Origin of the sequence: Paraburkholderia sp. 22098, assembly GCF_052045935.1 — a bacterium.
GTDB lineage: Bacteria > Pseudomonadota > Gammaproteobacteria > Burkholderiales > Burkholderiaceae > Paraburkholderia > Paraburkholderia caledonica.
The window spans coordinates 34,938-47,224 of sequence record NZ_JBQEPV010000014.1; the positions used below are offsets into that span (position 1 = coordinate 34,938).

10 protein-coding genes are annotated in these 12,287 nt (G+C 62.7%); 8 read left to right on the forward strand and 2 right to left on the reverse strand.

Annotated elements, in window-relative coordinates; all coding sequences use genetic code 11:
* Nucleotides 1-1,149: a DUF1501 domain-containing protein gene (locus ACTJLB_RS25335; protein ID WP_440784855.1), complete on the forward strand. Its 1,149-nt coding sequence runs from the start codon at nt 1-3 to the stop codon at nt 1,147-1,149.
* A gap of 11 nt (nt 1,150-1,160) precedes the next feature.
* On the opposite strand, the gene ACTJLB_RS25340 is transcribed toward ACTJLB_RS25335, so the two are convergent.
* Nucleotides 1,161-2,084, reverse strand: a complete 924-nt coding sequence (locus tag ACTJLB_RS25340; protein WP_020067758.1) for a LysR family transcriptional regulator — start codon at nt 2,082-2,084, stop codon at nt 1,161-1,163.
* Nucleotides 2,085-2,260: 176 nt separating this feature from the next.
* Here ACTJLB_RS25340 and ACTJLB_RS25345 point away from each other — a divergent pair, with 176 nt between their 5' ends.
* The 4 genes from ACTJLB_RS25345 (at nt 2,261) to ACTJLB_RS25360 (ending at nt 7,525) form a co-directional block, all read left to right on the forward strand.
* Nucleotides 2,261-3,709, forward strand: coding sequence for a M20 family metallopeptidase (locus tag ACTJLB_RS25345; protein WP_440784856.1), 1,449 nt, complete (start codon nt 2,261-2,263; stop codon nt 3,707-3,709).
* The gene (locus ACTJLB_RS25350; protein ID WP_020067756.1) at nt 3,699-4,988 is read left to right on the forward strand and encodes an MFS transporter; all 1,290 of its coding nucleotides are present in this window, start codon (nt 3,699-3,701) and stop codon (nt 4,986-4,988) included. The genes ACTJLB_RS25345 and ACTJLB_RS25350 overlap by 11 nt, the downstream gene beginning before the upstream one ends.
* 73 nt (nt 4,989-5,061) lie before the next feature.
* Nucleotides 5,062-6,114: a serine hydrolase domain-containing protein gene (locus ACTJLB_RS25355; RefSeq protein WP_440784857.1), complete on the forward strand. Its 1,053-nt coding sequence runs from the start codon at nt 5,062-5,064 to the stop codon at nt 6,112-6,114.
* Between the two features lie 193 nt (nt 6,115-6,307).
* Nucleotides 6,308-7,525 (forward strand): MFS transporter, encoded by a 1,218-nt coding sequence (locus tag ACTJLB_RS25360; RefSeq protein WP_440784859.1) that lies wholly within the window; start codon nt 6,308-6,310, stop codon nt 7,523-7,525.
* A gap of 27 nt (nt 7,526-7,552) precedes the next feature.
* Here the strand turns inward: ACTJLB_RS25360 and ACTJLB_RS25365 are convergent, their stop codons facing one another.
* Nucleotides 7,553-8,230 (reverse strand): FadR/GntR family transcriptional regulator, encoded by a 678-nt coding sequence (locus ACTJLB_RS25365; RefSeq protein ID WP_087753700.1) that lies wholly within the window; start codon nt 8,228-8,230, stop codon nt 7,553-7,555.
* Nucleotides 8,231-8,450: 220 nt separating this feature from the next.
* On the opposite strand from ACTJLB_RS25365, the gene ACTJLB_RS25370 reads away from it, so the two are divergent.
* Genes ACTJLB_RS25370 through ACTJLB_RS25380 form a run of 3 tightly spaced genes read left to right on the forward strand, consistent with a single transcriptional unit; the run spans nt 8,451 to nt 12,286 of the window.
* On the forward strand, nt 8,451-10,235 hold the full coding sequence (locus ACTJLB_RS25370) for a gamma-glutamyltransferase family protein (RefSeq protein WP_440784861.1): 1,785 nt from the start codon (nt 8,451-8,453) through the stop codon (nt 10,233-10,235).
* Nucleotides 10,236-10,284: 49 nt separating this feature from the next.
* Nucleotides 10,285-11,697, forward strand: a complete 1,413-nt coding sequence (locus ACTJLB_RS25375; protein ID WP_131315584.1) for an MFS transporter — start codon at nt 10,285-10,287, stop codon at nt 11,695-11,697.
* Nucleotides 11,698-11,731: 34 nt separating this feature from the next.
* Nucleotides 11,732-12,286 (forward strand): GAF domain-containing protein, encoded by a 555-nt coding sequence (locus ACTJLB_RS25380; protein ID WP_440784862.1) that lies wholly within the window; start codon nt 11,732-11,734, stop codon nt 12,284-12,286.
* Nucleotide 12,287: the final 1 nt, after the last annotated feature.

The window sequence follows — 12,287 nt, forward strand, 5'->3', positions numbered from 1 at the left end:
ATGTCTTCACGCCGTCAATTTCTGCAGATTGCTGCTGCCGGAGCGGGCGCAATTCTCGTATCGCCGCGCATTGCTTTCGCGAGCGTCGTCACGGATCGGCGTTTCGTGTTCGTGATTCAGCGGGGCGCCGCCGATGGCCTGAACATCGTCGTGCCCTACGCGGAGCCTGCCTATGCAACGTTGCGCGGCGCGCTTGCGATCGATGCATCGAGCGCGCGTCGCCTGGACGGCACCTTTGCGCTGCATCCCGCGCTCGTGCAGATCGGCGCCATGTACGCGGACCGTCAGGCGCTGTTCGTGCACGCGGTGGCGTCGCCGTATCGCGACCGCTCGCATTTCGACGGACAGAACGTGCTCGAGACGGGCAGCGCGTCGCCATATCGGGTGAAGGACGGCTGGCTGAACCGGCTCGTCGCTCAATTGCCGAGCGCACGCGAAAACGCGATTGCGTTCGCGCCGACTGTGCCCATGGCGCTGCGCGGCAATGCGGAAGTAACTTCTTACGCGCCTTCAGCATTGCCGCAAGCGCCGGACGATCTGCTCATGCGCGTCTCCCAGCTATACGATCAGGACGCGCAGTTGCGCCCGCTGTGGGAATCGGCAATGACGGCGCGCGGTCTTGCGGGCGACGCGGGCGCGCGCCAGGACCCCGCGAGCCTCGGCAAACTGGCCACCAGTTTCCTGTCACGCGATGACGGCCCGCGTATCGCAATGATCGAAACCGGCGGCTGGGACACGCACAGTGCGCAGAACACGCGCCTTGCGAATCAGTTGAAGGCGCTCGACACGATGCTCGCGGCGCTGCGCGACAACATGGGCCCGGCCTGGAGCAAAACCACCGTACTCGTCGCGACCGAGTTCGGCAGAACCGCGGCCGCGAACGGAACTGGCGGCACCGATCACGGCACGGGTTCGGTGGCGATGGTATTGGGCGGAGCGGTCGCGGGCGGGCGGGTCATCGCGGATTGGCCCGGTCTCGCGCCTCGCGATCTTTACGAAGCGCGCGACCTCAAACCGACCACATCGCTCGACTCGCTGATTGCCGGTGTCGCGAGCGAAGGCCTCGGTCTCGACCCTCAGCGCACGGCTCGCGCGCTATTCGGTCAGACCGTCGCGACGAAGCCGCTCACAGGTATCGTGCGTGCATAGTGCTGCGCGCGCTAACCTCGGCTGACTCCCACGTCCACATGCTCCGGCGACTCGATCGCTTCCATCAGCAACGCAATGAACGCGGTCACTGCCTGTGGAAGCGTGCGGCCCGCCATCGTCTGAATCTGCAGCGTGCGCTGGTGCAGTTCGGGGTTTGAAATCGGCACCATGGCAAGTGAGTCGGACACGAGGCGGCTGTGTACCGTCAGATAGCCGGTCAACGTTATCGCGTCGGTGTAGCGCACGAAGTTTTGCAACGCCACGTGATAGTTGCTGGCGATTACCGGCTCGAAGATCAGCCCTTCGAGACTGCATGCGATATCGAACAGTTGCCGTATCGTCAGAGTCTGGCTCGGCATGGCGAGCGGCCACGGCAGCAGATCCGCCAGCGAGACGCTGGCGCGCGCAGCGAGCGGATGGCTCTGCCGCATCAGCGCGTACACCGGTGCGCGCTGTGCGTAATGCACTTGAACGTCCCGCTCCGGCACCATGTTGAAACATACCGCCACGTCGTGCGTGCCTTCACGCACGCGCTGCGTCGCTATCGACGGCGCGGAGACGTCCAGCTGGAAATGCGCTCCGGGATGCATCTTGAGGAACTGCGCAAAAACGAGCGGCAGGAAGTCCGGTGCAACGCCTTCCGAACTCGCAATGCGAATGGTCGCGCGTTCGCCGGCCGAAAGGCCGCGAATCTCTCCGGTGACACGTTCGTCCTCCAGTTGACTGCGGCGGGCGTGGTTGGCGAGGAGCCGCCCGGCATCGGTGAGTACCATGCCGCGCGGACGGCGCTCGAAGAGCGGCGTTCCCAGTTGCTCCTCGAGCCTCGCGATTTGCCGGCTCAAAGCCGACACGGCAACGAAAAGCCGCTCGGACGCCTTGCTCAGCGATCCGCTGCGCGCGACTTCGAGGAAATAGCGCAAGGCTGTCTGGTCCATTGGATGCGTTAGTCCCGGTGACGACCTTTGCCGTTCTGGCAAAGGTGGGTGAGAAATATTGTAATTGTGCAGAAATATCGGCCACCACAGCATGGGTGTTGACCCGCTGCCGCATGCGCCGCGCACTCTGACGCGGCGGCGCAACGCAGTTTCCAGCGCACCCGACGGAGACCGAGTTGACCCGACATACCGCCATTGAGCTAGCCACCGAAGGCTACCGATCCGGCCAGTTTCTCGCCGACCTGCAACGCCGCGTCGCGCTGCGCACTGAAAGCCAGGAGCCGGAGCGCAACTCGCTTCTGCGCGCCTATCTCACCGACGAACTGACGCCGCGCCTCGAAGCATGGGGCTTCGTGTGCCGCATCGCGGAGAATCCGCACGAAGGCGCGGGCCCATTTCTGATCGCGCATCGGCATGAAGGCGACGATCTGCCGACCGTGCTCAGCTACGGTCATGGCGACGTGGTGCGCGGCTACGACGCGCAATGGGCCGACGGCCGCTCGCCATGGGAGGTGAGCGTTGACGGCGAGCGCTGGTATGGCCGCGGCACCGCCGACAACAAAGGCCAGCACAGCATCAACCTGGCCGCGCTGAAAGCCGTGATGGATGCGCGCGGCGGCAAGCTCGGCTTCAACCTGAAGCTGTTGTTCGAAACCGGCGAAGAGGTCGGGTCGCCCGGTTTGCACGCACTCTGCACCAGCTTGCGCGCCGAACTTGCCGCCGATGTCCTGATCGCCTCCGACGGCCCGCGTCTCGCCGCCAGCCGCCCGACGCTCTTTCTCGGCTCGCGCGGTGTAACCAATTTCCGGCTCGATGTGAACCTGCGCGACGGCGCGCATCACTCGGGCAACTGGGGCGGCTTGCTGCGCAATCCGGGCATCGTGCTCGCCAACGCGATTGCGTCGATGGTCGATGCCAACGGCCGTATCGCGATCGAAGGGCTTCGTCCGCCGCCGGTGCCAGACGCGGTGCGGCGCGCGCTGGCCGACATCAGCGTGGGCGGCAACCCCGGTGAGCCCGAAGTCGATACCGACTACGGCGAGCCGGGCCTGACGCCCGCCGAGCGCGTGTTCGGCTGGAACAATCTGGAAGTGCTCGCGTTTCGCACCGGTAACCCCGAAAAGCCCGTGAACGCCATTCCGCCGTTCGCGTTTGCGCACATGCAGCTGCGCTTCGTGGTGGGCACCGCCTGGTCCGATATCGCCGGCATCGTGCGCCGCCATCTCGACGCGCACGGTTTCCAGATGGTCGAAGTGAGCGTCGAGCGCGGCGCGCCCGCGACGCGCGTCGATCCGGAGAACCCGTGGGTACGGTGGGCGTTGCGCTCGCTTACGCAAACGACCGGCGCGCAGCCGGTGCTGCTGCCGAACCTCGGCGGAACGCTGCCGAACGATGTGTTCGCCGACGTGCTCGGCATGCCCACGTTGTGGGTGCCGCATTCGTACCCCGGCTGTTCGCAGCACGCGCCGGACGAGCATCTGCTCGCGCCGGTAGTCGAAGAAGGTCTGCGCATCATGGCGGGCCTGTTCTGGGATCTCGGTACGCGCGAGGGCGACGCCCCCGACGCGAATCCGGCCGCCAATCTGCCCCGTCAACCGTATCGAGGACAGCGCAATGAGTACTGACACCGCCGCCATGCAACAACCGCTCGACGCCGCGCAGTCGCACAACATTGCGCGCCTGATCGTGGCGACATCGATAGGAAACGCGCTCGAGTTCTACGACCTCGTCGTGTATGGCTACTTCGCTTCCACGCTGTCGCGGCTGTTTTTTCCGACGCACGACCGCACCGTTTCGCTGTTACTTACGCTCGGCACGTTCGCGTTGTCGTATCTCGCGCGTCCGGTTGGCGCGCTGGTTCTCGGTTCATATAGCGACAGGCACGGCAGAAAGGCCTCGCTCACACTGTCGATTGGGTTGATGACGCTCGGCACAGGACTCGTCGCCGTCATGCCGCCGTATGCGACGATCGGCATCGCCGCGCCGATCCTGATCTTCCTGTCGCGCTTGCTGCAGGGCTTTTCGGCCGGCGGTGAATTCGGCAGTTCGACGGCGTTTCTCGTCGAGCATGCGCCGGCGCGCAGCGGCTTCATGTCGAGCTGGCAGTTCTCGAGCCAAGGCGCGAGCACCTTGCTCGCGTCGTTGTTCGGCGCCTTGCTGACCGGCCTGCTGACGCCGCCGCAACTGGAAGGGTGGGGCTGGCGTATCCCATTCCTGTTCGGCATGCTGATCGGTCCCATCGGCCTTTACATTCGCCGGCGCATGGACGAAACACCGGAATTCGCTCGCGCCGAAAAGCTCGCGTCGCCGGTGCGCGTGGTGCTTGCGACGCAAAAGGAACGGGTGCTCGTTTCTATCGGCTCGCTCGTGCTCACCACGACCGCGAATTACATGCTGCTGTATATGCCGACGTACGCGACGCATCAGCTCAAGCTCTCGCCGTCGTCGGGATTCATTGCGACGCTCGTGGCGGGTTTCATCATGATGGCACTGGTGCCGGTGGTCGGACACCTGTCGGACAAGCTCGGGCGCATACGCATCATGTTGCCGGTCGGCGTACTGTTTCTGGTGACGGTGTATCCGGCCTTCATGCTGATGAACGCCTATCCGTCGTTGCCCATGCTGCTGGCCTGTGTGATCTGGGTCGCGCTGCTGAAAGCAACGTACTTCGCGCCGATTCCCGCGTTGATGGCGGACCTTTTCCCTGTTGAAACGCGCACAACCGGCATGGCGTTCGCCTACAACATCGGCACGACGATTTTCGGCGGCTTCACGCCGGTGGTGGTCGCGGCGCTGATCGCCTTCACACATAACAATCTGGCGCCCGGTTTGTATCTGATGATCGCCGCTGTAATCAGCCTCTTCACGCTGATGTGGGCGCGCCGTCGTCTGCATGTGCGGTGAGTGCGCGGGGTTCATCGCGGGTCATCACCTCTGCACGCACAACAACTGTCCAGAAAACTCACAGGAAATACGCATGAACGAAGCATTGCAGCAGGCCATCCAGTTTTCCATCGAGCATGAATCGACGTGGGATCGCCAGGTCGATGCCAACTGGGGCGTGCATGTGAAAGACCCGGCGCCGTGGAACCGGCTGCTCGGACCCGTGCATGACCGGGGGCCGGTCTCGGGCGCGATTGCGCTCGACGGACACAAGCTCGCGACGTGGGGTGAGCCCGACCGCGCGGACCTCACGTTCAGCATTGCGAAGACGTATCTGGCGCTGCTCGCGGGCGTGGCCCACGACCGCGGCCTGCTGTCCGATCTCGATGAGCCCGTGCGCGTGCGCGTGCCGGGGATCGGTTTCGACGACGATCACAACGCAAGCATCACGTGGGCGCAATTGCTGCAGCAGACGAGCGAATGGCAGGGCACCTGCTTCGGTTTGCCCGATCAGGCGGATCACTATCGCGCGGTCACGTTCGGCGAGCCGCCGAATGGCAAGAAGGGCGATCTGCGTCCGCTACAGCAGCCGGGCACGTATTGGGAGTACAACGACGTGCGCATCAACCAGCTTTCGCTTGCGCTGCTGCATCTGTTCGGCGACCCGCTGCCGGACGTGTTCCGCGAGGCGATTGCACGGCCTTCAGGAGCAAGCGAAGCCTGGGATTGGGTCGGCTACGACCACTCATGGGTGGAGGTGGGCGGACGCCGCATGCAGTCGGTACCGGGCGGCACGCACTGGGGCGGCGGCATGTCGATCAGCGCGAACGATCAGTTGAAGATCGCGCAGATGCTACTCGACGAAGGCGTCGCATCCGGACGCCGTGTGCTGTCGAAGGAGTGGATCGAGCGTATGCAAACGCCTTGCGCGATCGCGCCGTTTTACGGCTATCTCGTCTGGCTCAACACCGGACAGAAGATGTTCCCGAGCGTGCCGGCATCGAGCTATTTCGGTGTGGGCGCGGGAAGCTCGTTCATGTGGGTCGAGCCGACCCGGAGGCTCGCCGTCATAGTGCGCTGGCTTAATCCCGAGCATGCGGATGAGTTCTTTGGGCGTGTGTTCGATGCAGTCGCGCAGTTGCGGTGACGGCCACTGGGGTGAGCACGGCACAGATGCACATTGAGAATTCGCTCGGCCGAAACAACCGGATCGTGGACAATGGCGCTCCGGGAACACGATCGCGCCGGACAGCCGGCCGCGTCGTGGTCCGCACAAATAAAACGGCGGCAAGGTATCCGCCTTCAATTTGCTACGGCGTCAGCGAAACGGAAACCGTCCAGTGCGCACCAATCAAAGTGCCTTCTTTGCCTCTTTGTTTCTGTCGAGACTAGCGGACCAGATTCTGCTCTTTCTGGTGCCCCTGGTCGTCTATCAGACTACGCATGAGACGTCGTGGTCCGGTATTGCGTTCTTCATCGAGGCGCTCCCGAGGTACCTGGTGTTTCCCTTTTGCGGCGTCCTTTGTGACCGGATATCGCCCGTCAGGATTCTGCGTGTGAGCCAGTTGTATCGCGGCTTCGCGTGTATTGCAGGCGTTATCGGATACGCAATATTCGCCGGCATTGGTTGGCTCGTCGTACTTTCAGCGTGTTGTGGCGTTCTCACGAGTCAGGGACTCGTCGCACGAGAGGTGTTGCTGCCCCAGGTATTCAAAAATCAAAAATTCGAACGAGTCCTGTCGCACTCGCAACTCGCCGACCAGATAGGCGTGGTTGCCGGCCCCGTATTAGCCGCGTTGATGTTGGGTTGCTGGAGATGGGAGTTCGTTGTCGTGGCAACGGCGATTCTGTTTTTCGCCGCGGACTGGGCGACCGTCTTATGGCAACGCACGAGCGACTTCGAACTGTTAGCGCCTGAGGTTGCCAGGGGGCCCTGGTCCGCGCCAATCAAGGTCGCGTTAGATCACGTCGCGCGCCTGCCGAAACTGAAAAAACTCGTGGCGCTGGCTGCGGCGGAAAACCTCGTCATTGGCGTTACGCTGGCGACTTCGGCGGCGATGGTGACCGGCGTGCATCATCAATCCGATGCTTTCTATGCGCTTTTGCAGACTGCCGGGGCTATCGCAACCGTCGTCATTTTGCTGGTGATCGCGAGAACCGCAATACCTCGGCGAGTGCTGGGCCTGCTGTCATTCGTGGCAATATGCGCTGGCGGGATCGTTGCAGGTGTCAGCCCGTCCCCCTGGGGCTACGCGATCGGCTTTCTGCTGATTGCAGGCTTCGACAAGATGTTCAGCATCTACATTCGGACTGTGCGGCAGACAGTCATTCCACCAAGAGATTACGGCAAGACTCTCGGTGTGGTCATCATGCTCAACAATTCGACGCAGCCGCTTGCGGGCTTACTGGTCGGCCTGTTCTCGGGACACAACCGCGTCGGTCTGGTAATCGTATCGATCTCGCTCATGATGGGCGGCTCAGGGGTTCTTGCTCTGGCCATCGAGGCTCGGCGCCGCCACGCGAACAAACGCCTTTCGACAACTCCACCGAAAGCATGATCAAACCAATGCACAGCCAACGCTGTTTCATCCCGGTGATTCCGCCGCGCCGCCTATCTTGCTGGACGCCCGCGACTGCACGCTCGACAGATGCTCGCGCATGCATCGCGCCGCCGTTTCACCGTCACGGGCTTTCATCGCGTTGACGATTGCCTGATGCTGCTGGGCAAAATAATGCCGCGTCTCCTGGCTGACGGTTTTCTTTCGAACCTCCGGCTTGACGCGCATGCCGTTGATCACTTCCATGAGCGCAATGAGCGCGGGATTGCGGGTGGCCTGGCTGATCAATAAATGAAAGCGGTGATCCCATTGCTGCCACTCCTCGTCGCTGTTCGCGGCCGCGTTTTTCCGCGCGCACTTCTCAAGTTCGAGCAGATCGTCCCAGCTAGCCTTGGTCGCGGCGAGTTCCGCCAGCGCGGGCTCGAAAAGTAGCCTCATCTCGGCGATATCCGCTGGACTGGTGCCCGCGCGCAAGCCGCGCAGCGTGGGACCGAACTTGAGCGGCCGTGCTCCCAGATACGTGCCGCGTCCAACTCCGCGCCATACGCGTCCCGACGCCTCCAGCGAGGCAAGCACCGAGCGCAATTCCCTTCGACTGACGCCAAGTTCCTCAGCCAGCTTCCTCTCGGGCGGTAACGCGTCGCCGTCTTTGAGCTGATGACTTGCGATATACCCGAGCAGGCCGCTCAACGCTGTCTCTTCCATTCCATTCGTCCGAACCAATGAATATTGGTATCAAAGATAACAGATTGACGGCGCACTGACGCTATGAATTTCATGCAGTGCTTTTTTGGCTTGTATTACGCGGCTATATTCCAGGTTAGCATCGAGGAAAGGGTGGCGTCATCCAAGGCCCGCTGATCGAATTGATACCTTTAAACATTGGTCCAGCAACCGGTCGCAGCGATCAAAAGAGGAGTAGGGCATGTCGTTCACAACTCGTCCCGAACTGATTGGCACGTTCGGAATGGTGGCGTCGACGCATTGGCTGGCCAGCGCGTCGGCCATGGCCACGCTGGAAAAAGGCGGCAATGCCTTCGATGCCGCTGCAGCCGCGGGGTTTGTACTCCAGATCGTCGAGCCGCATCTGAACGGTCCCGGCGGTGAGCTGCCGGTGGTGTTCTACAGCGCCCGTGAAGACCGGGTTCGAGTGCTTTGCGGCCAGGGCGTGACGCCCGCGAGCATGACGATCGGGCGTATGCGCGAGTTGGGGCTGGAAGTGGTGCCGGGGACCGGACTTTTACCGGCGGTGGTACCGGGGGCATTCGGTGCATGGATGGCCATGCTGCGCGACTATGGCCAGTTGCCGCTCGAAGACGTGTTGAGCTATGCGATCGGCTATGCGGAGAACGGCTACCCGGTGCTGCCGCGCATGGCTTCGTCGATCCTCGCGATCAAGGATTTTTTTCTCACCGAATGGCCTACCTCGGCCGAACAATGGCTGCGAAATGGCGACGCGCCCACGCCGAATCACCTCTTCGCCAATCCGGCGATCGCCACCACCTACAAACGCATTCTGCGAGAAGCGACCAGCCGCAGCGACCGCGCCGAGCAGTGCGAACGGGCTCGCGAAGTGTTCTATCGCGGGTTCGTGGCAGACGCCATCGACCAGTACTTTCGGTCCACAGCCGTTCTCGATACTTCAGGCCAGCGCAATCGCGGCTTGCTCTCCGCCGACGATTTCGCTCGGTGGGAGCCCTCTTATGAAGATCCGGTGTCCTACGACTACGGCGACCTTCGCGTCCACAAGACGGGTCCGTGGGGGCAGGGACCGATGTTCCTGCAGCAACTTGCGCTGCTCAAGGGCTTCGATCTCGCGGCGATGGATCCGCAGGGACCGGATTTCGTCCACACGGTTATCGAGTGCTCGAAGCTCGCGTTCGCCGACCGCGAGGTCTTCTACGGCGACCCGGCGTTTGCCCATGTGCCGCTAGATGTGCTGCTCAGCGACGCCTATAACGACGAACGTCGCAAGCTCATCGACCCGCAGCGTGCGTCGCTCGAATTTTGTCCGGGAACGCTCGGCGACAGCGGGCGCCGCGCCGCGCGCATCATGGCGCTCGCCGGGAAGGAACAGTTTGGGGGCTTCGGGCAGGGAGAGCCGACCTTCGCGCCGCTGCCTGAACTTCGAGGCGACACCGTACACCTCGATATCGTCGACCGGTGGGGCAACATGGTGTCGGCTACGCCGTCCGGCGGCTGGTTGCAGGCGTCGCCGGCGGTGCCCGGACTCGGGTTCAACGTCACCACGCGTGCGCAGATGTTCTGGATGGAAGAGGGCCTGCCATCGTCCTTGGGTCCTGGCCGACGTCCTCGCACGACGCTGTCGCCCACGCTCGTTACCCGCGCGGGCAAACCTTACGCGGCATTCGGCACGCCCGGCGGCGACCAGCAGGATCAGTGGTCGCTCCAGCTGTTCCTGAAACATGTGCACGCCGGCATGAACTTTCAGGCCGCCGCGGATTCGCCGTCGTTCCAGACCGCTCATTTTCCCGGCTCGTTCTACCCGCGCGCGATGCAGTTGGGCAAGATGTCCGCCGAAGCACGCTTTCCGGAAAGCACGCTCGCCGAATTGCGCGCGCGTGGACACGATCTGACCGTGGCGGAGCCGTGGGCATTGGGGCGGGTCTGCGCGGTGGGCATCAGAAATGGCCTGATGCGCGGCGCGGCGACGCCTCGCCAGATGCAGGCATATGCGATCGGGCGATGAACTTCGTGCCCGCGATCAACGCGCTCATTCCTCCATGGAGAAACTCGCCATGTCCGCTGTAGCTGCTCGTCTTGAACGGCTCCCGTTATCGGGATTTCATCGCAAACTTCTGCTGATCGGCGGGCTGGGGTATCTGTTCGACGGACTCGACTCGTCGTCGCTTGCGTTCCTGTTACCGGTCGTCAGCAAGCTGTGGCATTTGACGAGCGCCGAGACTGGCCTCGTTGCCAGCAGTACCTATATCGGGTACTTCTTCGGCGCTTTTCTGTCGGGCGTATTCGCCGATCTCATCGGCCGCCGCCGCATCATGATGACGGCGCTGGCGATCTACTGTGTCGCGTCGCTCGCGAGTGCAGCGGCAACCGACTGGCACACGTTCTTCGCATTACGCATCGTCGCGGGTTTTGGCTCCGGCGCGGAGACCGTGGTGATCGCGCCATTCCTCGCGGAATTCGTGCCGCGGCGCTACAGGGGAATGTTTTGCGGCGCACTGGTCGGTTTCATGTCGTTCGGCTATCTGAGTTCGTCGATTCTCGGCTTCGTCGTGGTCAGAAATTTTGCCGATGGCTGGCGGTATCTCGCCGTGGTCACGTCGTTGCCGGTCGTCATGCTGCTCTGGTGGCGAAGGACGCTGCCGGAGTCGCCGCGATGGCTCGAAAGCCAGGGCCGAACCGAAGAAGCGAATCGCATCGTAAGCGCGATCGAATCATGGTTCACCGGCCGCGGCATTCATCTTGCGCCGGTTGCCTCCGTCCGCATGATGCCGGCGACGGCACCGGCCAAGGGTCGCGCATTGCAGAACGTGTTGACGTTGTGGTCGCCGCGACTCGCGCGTACCACGGCGGTGAGCTGGCTCATGTGGTTCTCGGTCGCGTTCGCGTACTACTCGTTCTTCTCGTGGATCCCGAGTCTGCTCCTCAAGGAGGGGCTCACCATGACCAAAAGCTTCGGTTATTCGATCGCGATCTATGGGGCGCAGATCCCTGGCTATTTCTCTGCGGCATGGCTCAATGAACGCATCGGACGCAAAGCGGTGGTCGCCTCGTACATGCTGCTGGGCGGCATCGCGGCGATCGCGCTTGCGTTCTCTCACACGGGAATCGGCATCATGCTTGCGGGCATATGCCTGTCGTTCTTCATGAACGGCGCATTCGCGGGCGTCTATGCGTACACCCCGGAAGTGTTTCCCACTGCAGTCCGCACGACGGGCACGGGATCGTCGTCATCGTTTGGCCGCATCGGCTCGGTGAGCGCGCCGATTCTGGTCGGCCTCGTCTATCCGGCGTTCGGGTTTCTGGGCGTATTCGCGATGACCACGACAGTTCTGCTCGTCGGAGCATGCGTGGTTTTCTGCCTCGGTATCGAGACTCGCAACCGTTCGCTCGAAGATATCGAGGCCGAGGAGTTCGGGCGTGCGCAGGATGTTCGAGGTCCGCTCAGTTCCACGGAATTAGGCGGCTGAACGCCGCGATGTGCCAACTCTTCGTTTATAGAACATGCAAGCCAACAGCATCGTGACTACGCCGCCCGTCCCGCAAACGCTGGACATTTCCCATCTGGAACATCTCGCCAGGGCCATGCGGCTCAACGGTCAGCCGGTGGCGCTTTTCCGTGCGGTTCATGAGGTGGCGGCAAGCGTGATCGGCTTCCGCCTGCTCACGATCATGTCTTACGACGCCGGGCGCGAGGAAGTCGAGCGCGCTTATACGAACATGCCAGACGTGTACCCAGTTGGCGGGCGCAAGAAAAAACGCGGCACCGCGTGGGCCAGACAGGTTCTGCATGACCTTGAGCCATTTCGCGCAGAAACGCCGCAAGGCATTCTCGAAGCGTTCGACGACCACACGGTGATGACCGGCATGGGCCTCGGATCGATATTGAATATCCCTATCGCGTACAACGGCGTGTGCATCGGCACGATGAACCTCACACACCGGGAAGGGTGGTACACCGAGCGGCACGAAGCGCTTGGCTTGCTGATCGGTTCGTTCCTCGCTCCCGCTCTGATCGCGGGCAATACGGTATCCGCCGTCAGTTCGGGTTCTCTCTGAC

Coding starts and splice junctions, on each gene's coding strand:
- ACTJLB_RS25335 (WP_440784855.1), top strand. CDS start 1: ATGTCTTCACGCCGTCAATTTCTGCAGATTGCTGCTGCCGGAGCGGGC.
- ACTJLB_RS25340 (WP_020067758.1), bottom strand. CDS start 2,084: ATGGACCAGACAGCCTTGCGCTATTTCCTCGAAGTCGCGCGCAGCGGA.
- ACTJLB_RS25350 (WP_020067756.1), top strand. CDS start 3,699: ATGAGTACTGACACCGCCGCCATGCAACAACCGCTCGACGCCGCGCAG.
- ACTJLB_RS25355 (WP_440784857.1), top strand. CDS start 5,062: ATGAACGAAGCATTGCAGCAGGCCATCCAGTTTTCCATCGAGCATGAA.
- ACTJLB_RS25365 (WP_087753700.1), bottom strand. CDS start 8,230: ATGGAAGAGACAGCGTTGAGCGGCCTGCTCGGGTATATCGCAAGTCAT.
- ACTJLB_RS25370 (WP_440784861.1), top strand. CDS start 8,451: ATGTCGTTCACAACTCGTCCCGAACTGATTGGCACGTTCGGAATGGTG.
- ACTJLB_RS25375 (WP_131315584.1), top strand. CDS start 10,285: ATGTCCGCTGTAGCTGCTCGTCTTGAACGGCTCCCGTTATCGGGATTT.
- ACTJLB_RS25380 (WP_440784862.1), top strand. CDS start 11,732: ATGCAAGCCAACAGCATCGTGACTACGCCGCCCGTCCCGCAAACGCTG.